Annotated in this window: 18 protein-coding genes; 10 read left to right on the forward strand and 8 right to left on the reverse strand. The window is 73.9% G+C overall.

Annotated features, from left to right (window positions below; genetic code table 11):
• The first annotated feature begins 74 nt into the window (after positions 1 to 74).
• From ISOVA_RS06265 to ISOVA_RS06280, 4 genes are all read left to right on the forward strand, one after another.
• Positions 75 to 308: a DUF3046 domain-containing protein gene (locus ISOVA_RS06265; RefSeq protein ID WP_013838405.1), complete on the forward strand. Its 234-nt coding sequence runs from the start codon at positions 75 to 77 to the stop codon at positions 306 to 308.
• A gap of 15 nt (positions 309 to 323) precedes the next feature.
• On the forward strand, positions 324 to 1118 hold the full coding sequence (locus tag ISOVA_RS06270; RefSeq protein ID WP_013838406.1) for an MBL fold metallo-hydrolase: 795 nt from the start codon (positions 324 to 326) through the stop codon (positions 1116 to 1118).
• A 202-nt stretch (positions 1119 to 1320) separates the two neighbouring features.
• Complete coding sequence (gene recA, locus ISOVA_RS17610) at positions 1321 to 3552, forward strand: intein-containing recombinase RecA (RefSeq protein WP_013838407.1); 2232 nt, start codon at positions 1321 to 1323, stop codon at positions 3550 to 3552.
• Positions 3553 to 3592: 40 nt separating this feature from the next.
• Positions 3593 to 4216, forward strand: a complete 624-nt coding sequence (locus tag ISOVA_RS06280) for a regulatory protein RecX (protein WP_233275958.1) — start codon at positions 3593 to 3595, stop codon at positions 4214 to 4216.
• A gap of 113 nt (positions 4217 to 4329) precedes the next feature.
• Here ISOVA_RS06280 and ISOVA_RS06285 read toward each other — a convergent pair whose 3' ends face one another.
• The 4 genes from ISOVA_RS06285 to ISOVA_RS06300 all read right to left on the reverse strand — a co-directional run bounded on the left by ISOVA_RS06285 (position 4330) and on the right by ISOVA_RS06300 (position 7773).
• Positions 4330 to 5292: an amino acid ABC transporter permease gene (locus ISOVA_RS06285; protein WP_013838409.1), complete on the reverse strand. Its 963-nt coding sequence runs from the start codon at positions 5290 to 5292 to the stop codon at positions 4330 to 4332.
• A complete protein-coding gene (locus tag ISOVA_RS06290) occupies positions 5289 to 5966 on the reverse strand; it encodes an amino acid ABC transporter permease (protein ID WP_013838410.1) in 678 nt (225 codons plus the stop codon). Before ISOVA_RS06290 ends, ISOVA_RS06285 begins: the two co-directional genes overlap by 4 nt.
• 110 nt (positions 5967 to 6076) lie before the next feature.
• Entirely contained in the window at positions 6077 to 6943 is an 867-nt protein-coding gene (locus ISOVA_RS06295; RefSeq protein ID WP_013838411.1) for a glutamate ABC transporter substrate-binding protein, read from the reverse strand.
• A 35-nt stretch (positions 6944 to 6978) separates the two neighbouring features.
• Positions 6979 to 7773 (reverse strand): amino acid ABC transporter ATP-binding protein, encoded by a 795-nt coding sequence (locus ISOVA_RS06300; RefSeq protein ID WP_013838412.1) that lies wholly within the window; start codon positions 7771 to 7773, stop codon positions 6979 to 6981.
• A gap of 100 nt (positions 7774 to 7873) precedes the next feature.
• Between ISOVA_RS06300 and miaB the strand changes: the two genes are divergently transcribed.
• Positions 7874 to 9532 carry a tRNA (N6-isopentenyl adenosine(37)-C2)-methylthiotransferase MiaB gene (gene miaB, locus ISOVA_RS06305; protein ID WP_013838413.1) on the forward strand — a complete coding sequence of 553 codons (1659 nt, stop codon included), beginning with the start codon at positions 7874 to 7876 and terminating at the stop codon, positions 9530 to 9532.
• A 76-nt stretch (positions 9533 to 9608) separates the two neighbouring features.
• Here the strand turns inward: miaB and ISOVA_RS06310 are convergent, their stop codons facing one another.
• Both ISOVA_RS06310 and ISOVA_RS06315 read right to left on the reverse strand, forming a co-directional pair.
• A complete protein-coding gene (locus ISOVA_RS06310) occupies positions 9609 to 10148 on the reverse strand; it encodes a type III secretion system chaperone family protein (protein WP_013838414.1) in 540 nt (179 codons plus the stop codon).
• Positions 10145 to 10693 (reverse strand): type III secretion system chaperone family protein, encoded by a 549-nt coding sequence (locus ISOVA_RS06315; protein ID WP_233275959.1) that lies wholly within the window; start codon positions 10691 to 10693, stop codon positions 10145 to 10147. Before ISOVA_RS06315 ends, ISOVA_RS06310 begins: the two co-directional genes overlap by 4 nt.
• Before the next feature lie 40 nt (positions 10694 to 10733).
• On the opposite strand from ISOVA_RS06315, the gene ISOVA_RS16420 reads away from it, so the two are divergent.
• Positions 10734 to 11399 (forward strand): hypothetical protein, encoded by a 666-nt coding sequence (locus tag ISOVA_RS16420; protein ID WP_013838416.1) that lies wholly within the window; start codon positions 10734 to 10736, stop codon positions 11397 to 11399.
• Between the two features lie 24 nt (positions 11400 to 11423).
• Here the strand turns inward: ISOVA_RS16420 and ISOVA_RS06325 are convergent, their stop codons facing one another.
• Positions 11424 to 11891 carry a hypothetical protein gene (locus ISOVA_RS06325; RefSeq protein ID WP_013838417.1) on the reverse strand — a complete coding sequence of 156 codons (468 nt, stop codon included), beginning with the start codon at positions 11889 to 11891 and terminating at the stop codon, positions 11424 to 11426.
• Between the two features lie 28 nt (positions 11892 to 11919).
• On the opposite strand from ISOVA_RS06325, the gene miaA reads away from it, so the two are divergent.
• The gene (gene miaA, locus ISOVA_RS06330) at positions 11920 to 12927 is read left to right on the forward strand and encodes a tRNA (adenosine(37)-N6)-dimethylallyltransferase MiaA (protein ID WP_013838418.1); all 1008 of its coding nucleotides are present in this window, start codon (positions 11920 to 11922) and stop codon (positions 12925 to 12927) included.
• Positions 12924 to 13850: a diaminopimelate epimerase gene (dapF, locus tag ISOVA_RS06335; protein WP_013838419.1), complete on the forward strand. Its 927-nt coding sequence runs from the start codon at positions 12924 to 12926 to the stop codon at positions 13848 to 13850. The genes miaA and dapF overlap by 4 nt, the downstream gene beginning before the upstream one ends.
• Positions 13851 to 13935: 85 nt before the next feature.
• Here the strand turns inward: dapF and ISOVA_RS06340 are convergent, their stop codons facing one another.
• A complete protein-coding gene (locus ISOVA_RS06340; RefSeq protein WP_013838420.1) occupies positions 13936 to 14538 on the reverse strand; it encodes a class I SAM-dependent methyltransferase in 603 nt (200 codons plus the stop codon).
• Positions 14539 to 14638: 100 nt separating this feature from the next.
• On the opposite strand from ISOVA_RS06340, the gene hflX reads away from it, so the two are divergent.
• Both hflX and ISOVA_RS06350 read left to right on the forward strand, forming a co-directional pair.
• Positions 14639 to 16171: a GTPase HflX gene (gene hflX, locus ISOVA_RS06345; RefSeq protein ID WP_013838421.1), complete on the forward strand. Its 1533-nt coding sequence runs from the start codon at positions 14639 to 14641 to the stop codon at positions 16169 to 16171.
• A 50-nt stretch (positions 16172 to 16221) separates the two neighbouring features.
• Positions 16222 to 18351 carry an ATP-dependent DNA helicase gene (locus tag ISOVA_RS06350; RefSeq protein ID WP_013838422.1) on the forward strand — a complete coding sequence of 710 codons (2130 nt, stop codon included), beginning with the start codon at positions 16222 to 16224 and terminating at the stop codon, positions 18349 to 18351.
• Position 18352 lies beyond the last annotated feature (1 nt).

Genomic DNA, 18352 nt, shown 5'->3' on the forward strand with positions numbered 1-18352 from the left:
CGTGGCCACCGACACCCCGCAGGGCCGGGCGACCGGCGGGGCGGGCGCACGCCACGGCATGGCACGCTGGGACTGTGCGCCACAGCGACTTCTCCCAGCTCGTCGACGAGGTCTTCGGACCGGCGTACGGGCGCGCGCTCGTACGCGAGCAGGTGCTCCCGCGCCTCGGCGACCGCACGCCCGCCGCCGCGCTGGCCGACGGCGTCGAGCCGCGCGTCGTGTGGCACGCGCTGTGCGACGCGCTCGACGTGCCCGAGCCGCAGCGCTGGGGCCGCGACGACCGTCGCCAGGCGCCGCCCCCGCGCTGAGGGGAGCGTGGGGCCGTGAGCGTGGTGGTGACGTGGCTGGGTCACTCGACGGCCGTCCTCGACCTGGCGACGCCCGGCGGGATGGTGCGGCTCGTCACCGACCCGCTGCTGCACCGGCACGCCGGGCTGCTGCGCCGGCGCGGCGAGCGGCCGGCCACCGAGGCGTGGCAGGGCGCTGACGCCGTCCTGCTCAGCCACCTGCACCACGACCACGCCGAGCTGCGCTCGCTGCGCCTGCTCGGCGACGTGCCGGTCCTCACGGCGCCGGCCAACGCGCGGTGGCTGCGCGCGAAAGGGCTGCGGGGCGTGGGCCTCGACGACGGATGGCACGACGTCGCGCCGTGGGTCGACGTCCGCCTGGCGCCCGCCGTGCACGGGCACCGCCCGATGCCGCACCGGCCCAACGCGGCGACCGGTCACGTGGTGCGGGCGCGCGTCGACGGGCGGCCGGTGACCGTCTGGGCCGTGGGGGACACCGAGCGGTTCGGCGGCATCGGCCACGTGCGCGAGCTCGCGGGCGGGCACGTCGACGTCGCGCTCGTGCCCGTGCACGGCTGGGGTCCGCGGCTCTCGGGCGGTCATCTCGGGCCGGTCCAGGCGGCCCAGGTGTGCGCCGAGGTCGGGGTGCGGGTCGCCGTGCCGGTGCACTGGGGGACGCTGCACGCCCCGGGGACGCGGCACCTGCCGCCGGGCTGGATGGACCACGCGGGCGCGGCGTTCGCCGCGGCGGCGCACCGACGCGCGCCGTCGACGCGCGTCGTGCTGCTCGAGCCGGGCGGCTCGGCGGAGGTCGTCGACGCGGCGGCGTGAGCGCCGACACGCCGCGCGTCGGATGCTCGTATCGAACAGATGTTCGTCTAGAGTGGTCCACAGGAAGGCTCCCGACCGGATTGGTCCCCACCTCGGCGGGGAGCCGTCGGCGTTGTCGGTGGCGGCGCGTACGGTCGTCACCGAGATGAGCACACGAACGTCGGCGCGCAGCAGCCGCGCCCAGAACGCAAAGGTGACCGACATGCCTGCACCGGCAGACCGCGAGAAGGCCCTCGAGGCCGCGCTCGCCCAGATCGACCGCAGCTTCGGCAAGGGCTCGGTCATGCGGCTCGGCGAGGAGGGGCGCGCCCCGGTGGACGTCATCCCCACCGGCTCGATCGCTCTCGACGTCGCGCTCGGCATCGGCGGCCTGCCCCGGGGCCGCGTCATCGAGGTCTACGGACCCGAGTCCTCCGGCAAGACGACGGTCGCGCTGCACGCGGTCGCGAACGCCCAGAAGGCCGGCGGCATCGCGGCCTTCATCGACGCCGAGCACGCGCTCGACCCGGAGTACGCCAAGAAGCTCGGCGTCGACACCGACGCGCTGCTCGTCTCCCAGCCCGACACCGGTGAGCAGGCGCTCGAGATCGCCGACATGCTCATCCGCTCGGGTGCGCTCGACATCATCGTCATCGACTCCGTCGCGGCCCTCGTGCCCAAGGCCGAGATCGAGGGCGAGATGGGCGACAGCCACGTCGGTCTGCAGGCGCGCCTCATGTCGCAGGCGCTGCGCAAGATCACGGGCGCGCTCAGCGCCTCGGGCACCACCGCGATCTTCATCAACCAGCTGCGCGAGAAGATCGGCGTGTTCTTCGGTTGTTTCAATTATTCGACCCGCGTGGTTCTCGCCGACGGCACCACGGAGAAGATCGGCAAGATCGTCAATCAGAAGCTGCCGGTCGAGGTCATGTCCTACGACCCGGAGTCCGGCCAGGTCGTCCCGCGCAAGGTCGTCAACTGGTTCGACAACGGACCGGCCGAGCGCTTCCTGCAGTTCACGGTCGAGAAGTCCGGAAAGAACGGCAGCGCCCAGTTCGCGGCGACCGAGAACCACCTCATCCGCACGCCGGGCGGCTGGCGCGAGGCCGGCGAGATCATCGCGGGCGACCGGGTCATGGTCGCCGAGGAGGTACGTCTCTCGGACCAGCAGTGGCAGATGGTGCTCGGCGGCCTGCTGGGCGACGCGAACCTGTCGCCCAACCCGCGCGGTCGGCGCGGCGTACGGTTCCGCATGGGACACGGCCCGAAGCAGGTCGCCTACCTCGACTGGAAGGCGTCGATGTTCGGCAACATCGGCCAGACGCGCTCCGAGCGCTCGAGCGGCTCGGTGCACCTCGACCTCACTCCGCTGCCGGAGCTCGCGGAGCTCCACCAGGTCGTGTACTTCGGTGACGGCAAGAAGCACATCACCGAGGACTACCTCAAGGCGCTCACACCGCTGGCGCTCGCGGTCTGGTACATGGACGACTTCTCGTTCCAGGTCCGTTCGAAGGGCTTGCAGACCCGCACCGCCGGCGGCAGCGGGCGCGCCGAGGCCTGCGTCGACGCGATGAGCCCCGGCTCGCGGGAGCGTCTGGTCGAGTACCTGCGCGACACGCACGGCATCGACTGTTCCCTTCGCCAGCGCGGTGCCAGGCAGCAGTGGGTCCTCCAGCTCACCACGGCCGGTACGGCCCGGTTCCAGGAGATCATCGCGCCGTACGTGCACCCGTCGATGCAGTACAAGCTGCTCCCGCAGCACCGCGGGAAGTTCGCCGTGGCGCCAGAGTTCGTCGAGCCCCGGACGGTCCCCGTCCCGGCGCGCGTGCTCGACGTGCACGTCAAGCCGAAGACCCGGTCGATGCACCGCTTCGACATCGAGGTGGAGGGCAACCACAACTACTTCGTCGACGGCGTCATGGTGCACAACAGCCCCGAGACGACGACGGGTGGGAAGGCGCTGAAGTTCTACGCCTCGGTGCGCATGGACATCCGCCGGATCGAGACCCTCAAGGAGGGTACCGAGCCGGTCGGCAACCGCACGCGCGTCAAGGTCGTGAAGAACAAGATGGCGCCGCCGTTCAAGCAGGCGGAGTTCGACATCCTGTACGGCGTCGGCATCTCGCGCGAGGGCGGCCTCATCGACATGGGCGTGGAGCACGGCTTCGTGCGCAAGTCGGGCTCGTGGTTCACGTACGAGGGGGACCAGCTCGGGCAGGGTAAGGAGAATGCGCGCGCCTTCCTGCGCGACAACCCCGACCTCGCGAACGAGATTGAGAAGCGCATCAAGGAGAAGCTCGGCGTCGGCGCGAAGCTCGACGCGCCCGCCGAGGACGCGGCTGCGGGTGCGGGCGCCGGTGCGGCCGCACCGGTGGCGGCGGACGCGACCGCTGCCGCGGCGGCTCCGGCCGGCGGGGCCAAGGCAGGTGCCAAGGGGAAGAAGGCCCCGTTCTGATGGGGCACGCCTGATGCAGGCAGAGACGGGCGGTCGCGGCGTGGGGAAGCGTCGCGGCCGCCCGGCCGCGTCCGGGAGCGCCCGGTCGGCTGAGCGGCGCCGCCGGCCCACCGTGGCCGAGCGGTTCGAGGCGGGGGAGCTCAGCGTCGAGGAGGCGTCGGAGAAGGCGCGCGAGACCCTCCTGCGCATCCTCACCGCCGCTCCGAAGAGCCGCAGGGAGCTCGCACGCTCGCTCGCGCGCAAGGGGTATCCGGAGCAGGTCGTGACGCCGCTGCTCGACCGGTTCGACGAGGTCGGCCTCGTCGATGACGCCGCCTACGCCGAGCTCATCGCGAGGACGCGGCACGGCGAGCGCGGCCTCGCGCGCCGCGCGATCGCCGCCGAGCTGCGCCGGCGCGGAATCGAGGACGACGTCGCCGCGGACGCGCTCGAGCAGATCGAGCCCGAGGACGAGCGTGCCGCCGCGGCCGAGCTGGCTCGCAAGCACGTCGCCCGCACGCGCGGGCAGGACCGCGAGAAGCGCGTGCGTCGTGCTGTGGCTGCGCTCGCACGCAAGGGACACAGCCCGTCCGTGGCGTTCGGCGCGGTCCGTGAGGCGCTCGCCGCCGAGGGAGACACCGGCGACCCCGCGGACGACGACCTGCCGCCGTTCGACGACGCCTGACGGCGGAGGACGCGCTACTTCGGCGCGTGCTGCGCTACTTCGGCGCGTGCTGCGCTACTTCGCGTGGCACGGAGAGGTGCACGCGAACGCGCGGGACGCTGTAACGCGGAACGCTACGACCAGCGCGCCGGAGGTTCGGGACTCTCCGGCGGGGGACCGGGGCGAGCACCCGTACGGGTGTCCGGCCCGGCCGGTGCACCCTCGACGGCGGTCGCGCCGACGCCGACGCCGGTCTCGAGCCCCGCGGCCCCGATGCCGGTCCGGCCCGACGTGCGGCGGAGCGTCCGGCTCAGGCGCTCGGCGAGCCGTGAGAGTGCCCAGTTGATGACGATGAACAGCACGGCCGCCACCGCCAGCGATTGGAGGATGTTCCCGTGCCCCGAGCCGAGCCGGCGGGCGTGCTGCAGCAGCTCGCTGTAGGCGATGATCGCGCCGAGCGCGGAGTCCTTGAGGACCACGACGAGCTGCGAGACGAGCGCGGGGAGCATGGCCACGAGGGCCTGCGGCAGCTCGACGGAGCGCAGCGACTGCCCGCGCGTGAGCCCGACGGAGAGCGCGGCCTCGCGCTGCCCCGAGGGCAGCCCGTAGACGCCCGAGCGCACGAGCTCGGCCACGACCGAGCCGTTGTAGAGGATCAGGGCGATCACCACGCCCCAGAACGACGGGACGGGCGTCAGGTCGTTGATCCCCAGCAGCAGCCAGAAGAAGATCATCATGAGCAGCACGGGGACCGCGCGGAAGAACTCGACCACGAGCCCCGCGGCGAGCCGGACGACGGCGTTCTGGGCGAGCCGCCCGAGCCCGAACAGCAGCCCGAAGACCAGGGCGCCGACGATCGCCACGGCGGCGGCGCGCAGCGTGTAGCCGAGGCCGGGCAGGTAGTAGTTCTGCCAGGCGTTCGCGTCCACCGCGCGCAGCCAGAGCTCGGGCGCCAGCTGGCCCTTCTCCCCGAGCTGGACGAGGAGGAACGCGACGACGGCCAGCACGAGGAGCGCGCCGACGATGCTGCCGACGAGGGTGATCCGCCGGGCGCGCGGTCCCGAGGCGTCGAAGAGGACGGTCTGCTGGGGCTTCATCGACGCACCGCCAGTCGCTGCGAGAAGTACGTGGAGGCCAGGCCCACGGGGGTCACGAGGATCACGTAGCCGATCGCGAAGGTGAGGAAGATGGCGTAGATGTAGCTGGAGTTGAACTCGATCATGGTCTTCATGACCGAGGACGTCTCCGTGGCGACGCTCGCCGCGGCGGCGACGGTCGTGTTCTTGATGAGCGCGATCATCACGTTGCCCAGCGGGGCGATCGAGCCGCGGAAGGCCTGCGGAAGGATGATCAGGCGCGCCGAGGCCAGGAACGGCAGCCCGATGGCGCGCGCGGCCTCCGCCTGCCCGATCGGCACCGTGTTGACGCCCGAGCGGATCGCCTCGCAGACGAACGCCGCGTGGTACACCGCCAGGCCGACGACGGCCAGCCGGAAGAAGTTGCTGTTGAAGTCGGTCGAGAGCGAGACGCTGAGCTGGCCCCAGGCGCCCAGGACCATGAAGACCATGATGATGGTCAGCGGGGTGTTCCGGAACACCGTCACGTAGGCGCCCCCGGCCCAGCGCAGCGTCGGGATGGGCGAGATCCGGAAGAGCGCGAGCACCGACCCGAGGGCCAGCGCGAGGATCGCCGCCCAGAAGGCGAGCTGGATGTTCACCCAGAACGCGCCGAGCACGTCGTAGCTCCGGACGAGGTTGAGGTAGTCCCCCACGGGATCGGCTTCTCCTCTCGAGGTGTGCGGCCCGGGGCCGCTCGGGCCCCGGCACGCCGGGGCCCGCCGTCGTCGTGGCGGGCCCCGGTGTGCTCAGGCGGTGTCAGCCCTCACGAGCAGGGCTGGAACTCCGGCGGGTTGAGCGACTCGTTCGGGGTGTAGCCCGTGCCCTCGGTGTTCGCCCTGACGAACTCCTCCCAGGAGCCGTCGTCGATCATCTCCTGCAGGGCGGTGTTGATCTCCTCGCAGAGCTCGACCTCGCCCTTCGGGATGCCGACGCCGTAGTTCTCCTCGGAGAACGGGTTGCCGACGACCTTGACCTTGCCCTGGTTGGCCGGCTGCGCGCCGAGGCCGGCGAGGATGATGTCGTCCGTCGTGACCGCGTCGACCTGGCCCGCGACGAGCGCGGTCACGCACTCGGCGTAGCCCGGCTGCTCGAGCAGGTTGACGCCCGCGGCGTGCTCGTCCTTGATGCGCTGCGCCGAGGTCGAGCCCGTGACCGAGCACAGGTTCTTGCCCTCGAGCGCCTCCGGGCCGGTGATGTCGGTGTTGTCGGCGGCGACCAGCAGGTCCTGGCCGGCCACGAAGTACGGTCCCGCGAACGAGACGGTCTCGCGGCGCTCGTCGGTGATCGAGTAGGTCGCGAAGATCATGTCGACCTGACCCGTGGACAGCAGCGTCTCGCGCTGGGCCGAGGGCGCCTCGACCCACTCGATCTGGTCCTCGGAGTACCCCAGCTTCTCGGCGACGTACTTGGCGACGTCGACGTCGAAGCCGGACGGCTCCTCGCCCTCCATGAAGCCGAGGCCGGGCTGGTCGAACTTGATGCCGATCGTCAGCGAGCCGCCCTCGCCCTCGCCGCCGTCGCCGCCGCCCGTGGCGCCGGTGCCGCCCGGCTCGTCGCCCCCGCCGCAGGCGGCGAGGGTGAGGGCGGCAGCCGCCGCGAGGGCGATCGCCCCTGTGGTGCGCGTGCGCATGTGCTTTCCCTTCGTCGGTGGTTCTGTGGAACCGGTCAGTGCGTCAGGATCTTGGACAGGAAGTCCTTGGCCCGGTCGCTCCTCGGGTTGGTGAAGAACTCCTCGGGCGTGGCCTGCTCGACGATCTGGCCGTCGGACATGAAGACGACACGGTCGGCGGCCTTGCGCGCGAACCCCATCTCGTGCGTGACGACGACCATGGTCATGCCCTCGCGGGCGAGGGCGACCATGGCGTCGAGCACCTCGTTGATCATCTCGGGGTCGAGCGCCGAGGTCGGCTCGTCGAAGAGCATCACCTTCGGGTGCATCGCGAGCGAGCGTGCGATCGCGACGCGCTGCTGCTGGCCGCCCGAGAGCTGCGCGGGCACCTTGTGGGCCTGGTTCTTCACGCCCACGCGGTCCAGGAGCGCGAGCGCCTCCTTCTCGGCCTCGGCCTTGCCCACGCGGCGAACCTTGCGCGGCCCGAGCGTGACGTTGTCCAGCACCGTCTTGTGCGCGAACAGGTTGAAGGACTGGAACACCATCCCCACGTCCGCGCGCAGGCGGGCCAGCTCGCGGCCCTCCTCGGGCAGCGGCTGACCGTCGATCCGGATCGTCCCGGAGTCGATCGGCTCGAGCCGGTTGATCGCGCGGCACAGCGTGGACTTGCCGGACCCCGACGGCCCGATGACGACGAGCACCTCGCCCTTGCGCACCGTGAGGTTGATGTCGCGCAGGACGTGGAGGTCGCCGAAGTGCTTGTTGACGTCCACCAGCTCCACGAGCGGGGGCCCGAGGTGCGACGCCGTCGCCGCCTGCTCGGTCGTGGTGGTCGCTTCGCCGTGATCCATCCCTCGAACCTAACCAGTCGTTGTTACGTCTACCAGCGTCTACGGTCTTGCGTCGGCAACGAATCCGTAACGACGCGAACCGGAACGTACCCTAGAGGCGATGTCCACCACCATGTCTACCGCCATGCCTGCCGGCGTGCCCGCGCCCGCGCCCGTCGACGGACCGCACGCGTCCGCCGAGATGCCGCGCACCTACGTCGTGCGCACGCTCGGCTGCCAGATGAACGTCCACGACTCCGAGCACATGGCCGGCATGCTCGAGCAGGCCGGCTACACGCGCGCGTCCGCGCAGGACGAGGCGGCGAACGCGGCGGACGTCGTCGTCATCAACACGTGCGCCGTGCGCGAGAACGCCGCCACGCGGCTGTACGGCAACCTGGGGCAGCTCGCGAGCGTCAAGGCGGCGCGGCCCGGCATGCAGATCGCGGTGGGCGGCTGCCTCGCGCAGAAGGACCGCGGCGAGATCGTGGCGAAGGCGCCGTGGGTCGACGTCGTGTTCGGGACGCACAACCTCGACGCGCTGCCGGTGCTGCTCGAGCGTGCGCGCCACAACGCCGAGGCCCAGGTCGAGATCGCCGAGTCGCTGCAGGTCTTCCCGTCGACGCTGCCCACGCGGCGCGAGAGCGTGTACGCGGGCTGGGTGTCGATCTCGGTCGGGTGCAACAACACGTGCACGTTCTGCATCGTGCCCCACCTGCGCGGCAAGGAGCGCGACCGCCGGCCGGGCGAGATCCTCGCCGAGGTCCAGGCCCTGGTCGACGCCGGCGCGATCGAGGTGACGCTGCTCGGCCAGAACGTCAACAGCTACGGGGTCGAGTTCGGCGACCGCGGCGCGTTCGCCAAGCTGCTGCGCGCGTGCGGGACGATCGAGGGCCTCGAGCGCGTCCGGTTCACCTCGCCGCACCCGGCCGCCTTCACCGACGACGTGATCGCGGCCATGGCCGAGACCCCGAACGTCATGCCGCAGCTGCACATGCCGCTGCAGTCGGGCTCCGACCGCGTCCTGCGCGCGATGCGGCGGTCCTACCGGTCCGAGCGCTTCCTCGGGATCCTCGACCGCGTGCGCGCCGCCCTGCCCGACGCCGCGATCACCACGGACGTCATCGTCGGCTTCCCCGGCGAGACCGAGGAGGACTTCGCCGAGACGCTGCGCGTCGTCGAGGCCTCGCGGTTCAGCTCGGCGTTCATGTTCCAGTACTCGCCGCGACCCGGCACGCCGGCCGCGACGATGGAGGGCCAGCTGCCCAAGGAGGTCGTCCAGGAGCGGTTCGAGCGCCTCGTCGCGCTCCAGGAGCGCATCAGCGCCGAGGAGTCCGCGGCGCAGGTCGGCCGGACGCTCGAGGTCCTCGTCGCCGAGGGCTCGGGCAAGAAGGACGGCGCCACGCACCGCCTGTCGGGCCGCGCGCCCGACAACCGGCTGGTGCACCTCGCGCTGCCCGACGGCGTCGCGGTCGCGGGCGACCAGCCCACGTCGCTCGCCGACCCCCGCCTTGCCGACGCCGCCGACCTGGACCCGCGCCTGCCGCGCCCGGGCGACGTCGTCACGGTCGAGGTCACGCGCGCCGCACCGCACCACCTCATCGCCGACTCGGCGCTCGCGGGCGGGACGTTCGCCGTGCGGCGCACCCGCTCGGGCGACGCCTGGGCGCGGCGCGAGACCGCGCGCCTGGGCGGCGGGGACGACCACCACGGCCACGGCGCGCCGGCGCCCGCCGGCCCCGTCGTCCTCGGCATGCCGAGTCTTCGCCGCGCGAGATAGCGATCCGTCGTCGAGATAGCGACGTGCGACGCCCACGGGGGCGTCGGGCGTCGACGGACCGCTATCTCGGCGAGGGTCAGTCGCCGGGCGTCAGCGCGCCGACGGTCGCGAAGAACTGCGTCGCGGTCACGAGCCCGCACGACACCGTCGCGGCGAGCTGCTCGTCCGTCGCGCCGTGCTCGAAGTCGACCGACACCTCGGCGTAGAGCGCCAGGCCCTCGGCCTCCTCGCGCACGTAGACCTTCGGCCACACGCGCTCGCGGTTCCAGTCGTTGACGGCCTGCAGCACCGACAGCCGTGCCTGCGGCGAGATGCTGCCCGACCAGCGCCCGCGGACCTGCAGGATCTCGTCGCGCGAGCCGAGCAGCAGGAACCAGAAGCGGTTGCCGTCCCACGTGCCCGTCACGTCCCCGTCGCCGTCGACCCGGAAGCGGTACCCGCGGCGCTCGAGGTCCTCGGCGACCCGCTCGCGGCTCAGCGGGAGCGGCACCACGGGCGGCACGACGGCGGACGCGCGCCCCGGAACGACCCGTCGCGGCCCGCGTCCCAGCCGTGCCCGGACGCCGCGCACCGCCCGCCCCGCGACGGCCAGGGCGCGGTGCCAGGCGGGCGTCACGGCGCCTCCTGCACGGGGTCGGGGTAGCGCTCGTCGAGGTGCTCGAAGAACATCGACCCGGTCGTCAGCCCGCACTGGAACAGCTGGTCGAGCTGGTCGTCCGTCGCGCCGTGCTCGACGTCGACCGTCACGTCGGCGCAGACGACCACCGCGCCGTCGTCGCGCACGCGGACGTACGTCTTGGGCCAGATGCGCTCGGCGTTCCACTCGTTGCAGAGCTCGAGGACCTCCTCGAGCCGCTCGATCGTGAGCACGCGGTGCCACTGGCCGCGCACCTGGAGCACCTCGCCGTGGTCGCCGAGGACCAGGAAGTAGAACAGCCAGCCGTGCCACAGGCCGCCGACGTCGCCGTCGGAGTCGACGAAGTACGAGAAGCCGGAGTCCTCCAGCCAGGCGGTGATGCGCTCGCGCGTCAGCGGGGCGGGCGCCGTGGGCCCGTCGGGGCCCATCGTGCTCGCGAGGATGCTCTCGACGCGGGCCCGCAGCTCGTCGTCGCGCAGCTCCTCGGAGGACCTGCTGGTCCGGCGTGACCCGAAGAACTTCACCGCACCCACGCTACACGCCTCGCCCGGTAGGTTGGTCGGCGTGCCCGTGCGTGCCGTCGTCCTGCCCGCGACACCGCTGCTCGTCCCCGGTGCCGCCGGGTCCGCGGACCCGGCGGCCGGCGTCCGCGCGGTCGTGCGGGCGGCCGTGCACGAGCTGCTCGACGACGCGCTCGACGACGCCGTCCCGGCGGGCCGGACGGGCAGGCGGCTCGCCGTCCTCGCCCACCGGACGGGCGCCGCGGGCTCCCCGGCGGCTGGCCGGCCGATGCGCCCCTCGCTCGCGGGAGCGGGCATCCCGGCGCGATGGGCGCCGGTCGTCGGCGCCGACGACGAGCCGCCCGAGACGACGCAGGTGCCCACGTCCGTCACGCTCGCGTGCCTGGGAGAGGCGCTCGCGGCCCGCGGGAGCACCGAGCGGCTGCGCGACGTCGTCGTGCACGAGGTCCCGGCCGGGCTCGCGGGCTCGCCCGACGACGTCGCGCGGGTCGCGGACGCCGTGCGCGCCACGGCGGGCGTCGTGGTCGCGGGCGGGGGACCGCCGGGCGGGCTCGACGCCGCCCCGGACGCGCTCGCCCCGGGCGTCGCGGCGGTGCTGTCGTCGCTCCGGGCGCCGGCGGGCACCTGGGTGCCCGAGGTGCGCGTGGTCCGCACGGAGCACGAGCACCTGCCCGGCGAGTACCACGTGACGCTGCTGCGCGAGGCCTGAGACCGCGCGCCGGGCCGGCCGGGGTCAGCCGCCGGCGAGGGACCCCACGCCCGCGAGGATCGCCCAGAACCGCACGGTGCGGCCCACGGCGACCGTCGGCACGAACACCCCCAGCGGGACCCGCACGCTGCCCGCGACGACCGAGAGGAGCATCAGGGGCGGCATCCCGACGACCGACGACAGCGCGAGCACCCCGGCGGTGAGCCACGGGCGGCCCACGACACGCGCGTGCCAGACGTCGACGCGGTGGCGGCGCGTACCGACGTCGAGCTTGTGCTGGACCCAGCGCGACTCCATCGACCGCGCGGCGAGCACGTACCAGCAGAGCTTCCCCAGCGTCTGGCCGGCCCCGGCCGTCGCGGCGAGCGCGAGCAGGCGGACGTGATCGGTCGCGCCGAGCTGCGTCGCGACCACGCCGAGGTACACCTCGATGTTGACCAGCGGCACCATCGCCGAGACCGCGGCCACGGCGAACGCGCCCACCAGCAGCATCGTCGGACAGTACCGTACGGTGGGCCGCGTGATCGTCGTCGCCGTCGTGGGACCCACCGCCACGGGAAAGTCGGACCTCGCGCTGGACCTCGCCGAGGCGCTCTCCACGCCCGGGCCGCCGGCCGAGATCGTCAACGCCGACGCCTACCAGCTCTACCGCGGCATGGACGTCGGCACGGCCAAGGTGCCGCCGCACGAGCGGCGCGGGATCGTCCACCACCAGCTCGACGTCCTCGACCCCCTGGAGGAGGCCTCGGTCGCCCGCTACCAGGCGTCGGCGCGGGCGGACCTCGACGCGATCGAGGCCCGCGGCGCGCGCGCCGTCGTCGTCGGCGGCTCGGGCCTGTACGTCCGGGCGCTGCTCGACCGCATGGACTTCCCGGGCACCGACCCGCAGGTCCGCGCCGAGCTGGAGGAGCGCGCCGAGCGCGAGGGCCGGCGCGCGCTGCACGCGGAGCTCGAGCGCCAGGACCCGGAGGCCGCGGCGCGCATCGGCCCCACCAACACCCGCCGCATCGTCCGGGCGCTCGAGGTCATCGCCATCACGGGCCTGCCGTACTCGGCCACCCTGCCGCGCGAGGAGTACGTGCGCCCGACCGTGCAGCTCGGGCTCGACTGCGACCGCGCGGTGCTCGACGCGCGGGTCGCGGCGCGCGTGGAGCGCATGCGTCGCGACGGTCTCGTCGACGAGGTCCTGCGCCTGGCCCGGATCGACGACGCGGGGGTCGTCCGCGGGATGGGCCGCACGGCGTCGCGCGCGGTGGGCTACGCGGAGATCCTCGACCTCGTCGGCGCGGCCGCCGGCCCCGTCCTCCACGAGGGCGACGAGGACGCCGCGTTCGAGGCGATCACCGCCAACACGCGCCGCCTGGCCCGCAAGCAGATGGGCTGGTTCGGGCGCGACCCGCGCGTGCACTGGCTCGACGCCGGGTCCCCGACGCTGCTCGACGACGCGCTCGCGATCGTGCGCGCGGCCGACGCCGGGACCCTCCCCGGGCCGGGCGAGGGCCCGGTGCGCCGTAGTCTGGGCTCATGACCTTGCGCTTCACCAAGGGCCACGGCACGCACAACGACTTCGTGCTCGTCGCCGACACGCGCGGCGACCTCGACCTCACGCCCGAGCAGGTGCGGCGCCTCGCCGACCGGCGCGGCGGGATCGGGGGCGACGGCGTCATCAGGCTCGCGCCGACCGCGGCGCTGGCCCGGGCGGGCGAGACGGTCGCCGACGAGGTGCTCGCGGCCGAGCCCGGCGCGATCTGGTTCATGGACTACCGCAACGCGGACGGGTCCGTGGCCGAGATGTGCGGCAACGGGGTGCGCGTGTTCACCGCGTTCGCGGAGGAGCTCGGCCTCGTCGACCTCGCGGGCGGCGGCGAGCTCGCGCTCGGCACGCGTGCCGGGGTGCGGCGCGTGCGGCGCGAGGAGAGCGGCTGGTACGCGGTCGACATGGGCCCGTGGTTCCTGCCCGGCGGCGAGGAGGCCGCGGCCGCGGGCGCCGACGCGAAGGTCATGGTGCACGGCTGGCCGGCGCCGCGGCCCGCCCTCAGCGTCGACGTCGGCAACCCGCACACCGTCGTGGCGCTCCCGCAGGCCGCCGAGCTCGGTGCGGCCGACCTCACCCGGCAGCCGGCCGTGGAGCCCGTCCCGCCGCACGGGACGAACGTCGAGCTCGTCGTCCCGCTCGGCGAGGAGACCGGGCCCGACGGCGAGCCCGCCGGCCGGGTGCGCATGCGCGTGCACGAGCGCGGCGTGGGGGAGACGCAGTCGTGCGGCACGGGCGCGTGCGCCGCGGCGCTCGCGGTCCGGACCTGGGCCTCCGGCGGCACGGGCGCGGGCGCGCCCGACACGTGGTTCGTCGAGGTGCCCGGCGGCGAGGTGCGGGTGCGGCTGCTGCCCGGCGGGCACGTCGAGCTCGCCGGGCCTGCCGAGCTCGTCTACTCGGGCGAGATCGAGCTGTAGCCCCGCGAGATACCGAGTTCCCCGGCGACGTACCGGGTCCAGGGCGGTACTTCGCCGGGAACCCGGTACGTCGCGGCTCGTGCGGTCAGCGCGTCACGCGCAGGATGCGGAAGCCCTTGGACGACGCCTCGCGCGCCGTCGGCAGACCGAGCTCGGACTCGATCCACCGCGCGAGCGAGTCGGAGCCGAGGTTCTTCTGCACCACGAGCCACGCCGCGGCGTCGGACCCGAGGCGCGGGAGCCACCGGCCGAGCAGCTCGTGCAGCGCCTGCTTGCCGACCCGGATCGGCGGGTTGGACCAGATCGCGGCGAAAGCGACGTCGTCGGGCACGTCGTCGGGCGTCACGGCGCGCACGCCCGCGAGTCCCAGCCGCTCGGCGTTGCGCCGCACGAGGTCGAGCGCGCGCGTGTTGACGTCGACCGCCCACACGGTCGCGTGCGGCTGCTCGAGCGCCATGGTCAGGGCGAGCGGCCCCCAGCCGCAGCCGAGGTCCAGCAGGTCGCCCGACGGCGGGGGCGGCACCTCGCGCAGCAGCACCTGAGTGCCCTTGTCCACGCCGCCGGGGGAGAAGACGCCCGGGGCGACCTCGACCTCGACGTCGCGGCCGGCGAGCCGGACGGCGACGAGCCGGCGCTCGTCGTCGGACGCGGGCTCGGCCGTGAAGTAGTGCTCGGGCTCCTCGGTCACGCCGCGATCCTATGCGCGGCACGAAATCCTCGTGTGCGGGACGATCTCGCGTGGGATCCTTGTTGTCACCAGTGCTACCGCACCGCGCCGAAGGAGACCCTTGACCCACACCCCGACGAACCCCGACACCCCGTTCACAGGGTCGACACCCTCAGACGCCGACCGCGACGCGCAGGCGATCGCGAACGACGTCGTCGCGCGGGTCCTCGCTCGGGCCGGGACGGCGCGCGCCGAGGGCGGCACCGTCCACACCGACCACGACGGCGACCAGCTCGACCTCGAGGAGCGTTCCGCGCTACGTCGGGTCGTCGGTCTGTCGACCGAGCTCGAGGACGTCACCGAGGTCGAGTACCGGCAGCTGCGCCTCGAGAAGGTCGTGCTCGTCGGCCTCTACTCGGGGGGCGAGGCCGCCGCGGCCGAGGCCGAGGTCTCGCTGCGCGAGCTCGCCGCCCTGGCCGAGACCGCCGGCTCGCAGGTCCTCGACGGCCTGCTCCAGCGCCGCCAGAAGCCCGACCCCGGCACCTACCTCGGCTCGGGCAAGGCCGCCGAGCTGGCCGACGTCGTCGCCGCCGTGGGCGCCGACACCGTCATCGCCGACACCGAGCTGGCCCCGTCGCAGCGGCGTGCCCTCGAGGACATCGTCAAGGTCAAGGTGGTCGACCGGACCGCGCTCATCCTCGACATCTTCGCCCAGCACGCCAAGTCGCGGGAGGGCAAGGCGCAGGTCGAGCTCGCGCAGCTCGAGTACCTGCTGCCGCGCCTGCGCGGCTGGGGCGAGTCGATGTCCCGCCAGGCCGGCGGCCAGGTCGGCTCGGCCGGCGCCGGCATGGGCTCGCGCGGCCCCGGTGAGACGAAGATCGAGCTCGACCGGCGCCGGATCCGCAACCGCATGGCCAAGCTGCGCCGCGAGATCGCGGCCATGGCACCGGCCCGCGTGACCAAGCGCCTCGAGCGCAAGCGGCACTCGATCCCGAACGTCGCCATCGCGGGCTACACCAACGCGGGCAAGTCGTCGCTGCTCAACGCGCTGACCGACGCGGGCGTGCTCGTCGAGAACGCGCTGTTCGCCACGCTCGACCCGACCGTGCGGCGCGCCCGGACCGACGACGGCCGCGTGTACACGCTCGCCGACACGGTCGGCTTCGTGCGCCACCTGCCGCACCAGCTCGTCGAGGCGTTCCGCTCGACGCTCGAGGAGGTCGCCGACGCCGCGCTGCTGCTGCACGTGGTCGACGCGTCCCACCCCGACCCGGAGGGGCAGATCGCGGCCGTCCGCGAGGTGCTCTCCGAGATCCCGGGCGTCGAGGACGTCCCCGAGGTCGTCGTGCTCAACAAGGCCGACGTCGCGGACCCCGCCGTGGTCGGGCGCATCCAGCGCCGCGAGCGGCGAACCGTGGTCGTCTCCGCGCACACGGGCGAGGGCATCGCCGAGCTCAAGGCGCTCATCGCCGACGAGCTGCCGCGCCCCGACGTCGAGATCGACGTCGTGGTCCCGTACTCGCGCGGCGACCTGGTGCACCGGGTGCACGAGGCGGGCGAGATCGACGCCGAGGAGCACCTCGCCGACGGCACGCGCCTGCGCGGGCGCGTCGACCCCTCGCTCGCGGCCGAGCTCGAGCGCGCCGCGGTCTGACGCCTGTGGACGGTCCCGGACGCGTCGGCGCCGGGACCTAGGATCGACGGGTGAACCTCCCCGACGCCGCCACCGACCGGTCCGCCGCCGCACCCGACCACCGGGCCGGCGACGGATGGGCCGACGCGGGAACCGACGGCGTGCCCGGCGTCGAGGAACTGCTCGACCTCACGGTCGGGGCGCTCGGCGGCGGCCGGCGTGAGGGCCAGCACCGCATGGCGCTCGCGGTCGCCGACGCCGTCGCGTCGGGCGAGCACCTGCTCGTCCAGGCGGGCACGGGCACCGGAAAGTCCCTGGCCTACCTCGTGCCGGCGGTGCGCCACGCGGTGGTGGACGGCGGCCGCGTCGTCGTGTCGACCGCGACGCTCGCGCTCCAGCGCCAGGTCATCACGCGCGACCTGCCGCTCGTGGCCGAGGCCGTCGCCCCCCGGCTGCCGCGCGAGCCGCGCGTCGCGCTGCTCAAGGGATGGCACAACTACCTGTGCCTGCACAAGACGGGCGGCGGCTACCCCGTCGACGAGGCGACCCTGTTCGACCTGCCTGGTGCCACCGAGGGTGCGGCGGCCGAGCAGCACCCGCCGCCCGCCGACGGAGGGCCCGGTCGCCGCGGTCGCCGCGGCGACGACGGGCCGAGCCTGGCCGACCACGTGCGACGGCTGCACGCGTGGGCGCAGGAGACCGACACGGGCGACCGCGACGACCTCGTGCCGGGCGTGCCCGACCGCGCCTGGCGCCAGGTCTCGGTCACGGCGCTCGAGTGCCTCGGCAACCGCTGCCCGATGCTCGACGAGTGCTTCCCCGAGCGGGCGCGCGCGAGCGCGCGCGAGGCCGACGTCGTCGTGACGAACCACGCGATGCTCGGCATCGCGGCGTCGGGCAGCCCCGGCGTGCTGCCCGAGCACGACGTCGTGATCGTCGACGAGGCGCACGAGCTCGCCGACCGGATCACGTCGGCCGCGACGGTCGACCTGTCGCTGACGTCGGTCGAGCACGCGGCCCGCCTCGCCCGGCGGCACGGCGGCACCGAGACGTCGGCGCTCGACGACGCCGCGCAGCGGCTCGGCTCGCTGCTCGCGACCGTCCCGGCCGAGCGCTTCCCGCAGGGCCTGCCGGACGACCTGCGCGCCGCCGTCGCGACCGTGCGCGACGCCGCGCGCGAGCTGCTCACGCGGCTCAAGCCCGAGGGCGGCGGGCAGGGGCCGGCGCAGCCCGACCCGGGCGTGAAGATGGCGCAGTCGGCGGTGCTCCAGCTCTTCGAGGTCGCCGAGCGCATGGCGGCCGAGGACACGAGCGCCGACGTGCTGTGGTGCTCGCGCCCGCCCGACGACGCGCCCTGGGCCGGGGACGGGATCACGCGACTGCACGCCGCCCCGCTCGCGGTCGCGGGCCTCATCCGCACCCAGCTGCTCGGCGAGGCGACGGGCGTGTTCACGTCCGCGACGCTCGCCCTCGGCGGCTCGTTCGACCCGGTCGCGCGCTCGCTCGGCCTCGGCGCCCCGTCGGAGGACGGCAGCGCCCGGTGGCGCGGGCTCGACGTCGGCAGCCCTTTCGACTACCCGCGCCAGGGCATCCTCTACGTCGCGCGGCACCTGCCCGCGCCTGGCCGTGAGCCCACGACCGACGCCCAGCTCGACGAGATCGCGGGGCTCATCGAGGCCGCCGGAGGGCGGACGCTCGGTCTCTTCTCGTCGCGCCGGGCGGCGAACGCCGCGGCCGAGGCGCTGCGCGAGCGGCTCGACGTGCCGGTCCTGTGCCAGGGCGACGACCAGCTCCCGAGCCTCGTGCGCGCGTTCGCCGAGGACCCGGCCACGTGCCTCTTCGGCACACTGTCCCTGTGGCAGGGCGTCGACGTCCCGGGCCCGTCGTGCCAGCTCGTCATCGTCGACCGCATCCCGTTCCCGCGGCCCGACGACCCGATCAAGGCGGCGCGTGCCCGCGCGGTCGAGCAGGCCGGCGGCAACGGGTTCATGCAGGTCGCGGCGACGCACGCGGCGCTGCTGCTCGCCCAGGGCGCTGGCAGGCTCATCCGGTCGACCGACGACCGCGGGGTCGTCGCGGTGCTCGACCCGCGCCTGGCCACGGCCCGCTACGGCACGTTCCTCACGCGGTCGATGCCGGACTTCTGGCCGACGACGGACGCGCGGCTCGTCCGGGCTGCCCTGCGTCGCCTCGACACGTAGC

Origin of the sequence: Isoptericola variabilis 225, from assembly GCF_000215105.1 — a bacterium.
Lineage (GTDB): Bacteria > Actinomycetota > Actinomycetes > Actinomycetales > Cellulomonadaceae > Isoptericola > Isoptericola variabilis_A.

Excerpts from the sequence above, each read along its gene's own strand:
- recA (WP_013838407.1), top strand. The coding sequence starts at position 1,321 with ATGCCTGCACCGGCAGACCGCGAGAAGGCCCTCGAGGCCGCGCTCGCC.
- ISOVA_RS06285 (WP_013838409.1), bottom strand. The coding sequence starts at position 5,292 with ATGAAGCCCCAGCAGACCGTCCTCTTCGACGCCTCGGGACCGCGCGCC.
- ISOVA_RS06295 (WP_013838411.1), bottom strand. The coding sequence starts at position 6,943 with ATGCGCACGCGCACCACAGGGGCGATCGCCCTCGCGGCGGCTGCCGCC.
- ISOVA_RS06300 (WP_013838412.1), bottom strand. The coding sequence starts at position 7,773 with ATGGATCACGGCGAAGCGACCACCACGACCGAGCAGGCGGCGACGGCG.
- miaB (WP_013838413.1), top strand. The coding sequence starts at position 7,874 with ATGTCCACCACCATGTCTACCGCCATGCCTGCCGGCGTGCCCGCGCCC.
- ISOVA_RS06325 (WP_013838417.1), bottom strand. The coding sequence starts at position 11,891 with ATGCTGCTGGTGGGCGCGTTCGCCGTGGCCGCGGTCTCGGCGATGGTG.
- dapF (WP_013838419.1), top strand. The coding sequence starts at position 12,924 with ATGACCTTGCGCTTCACCAAGGGCCACGGCACGCACAACGACTTCGTG.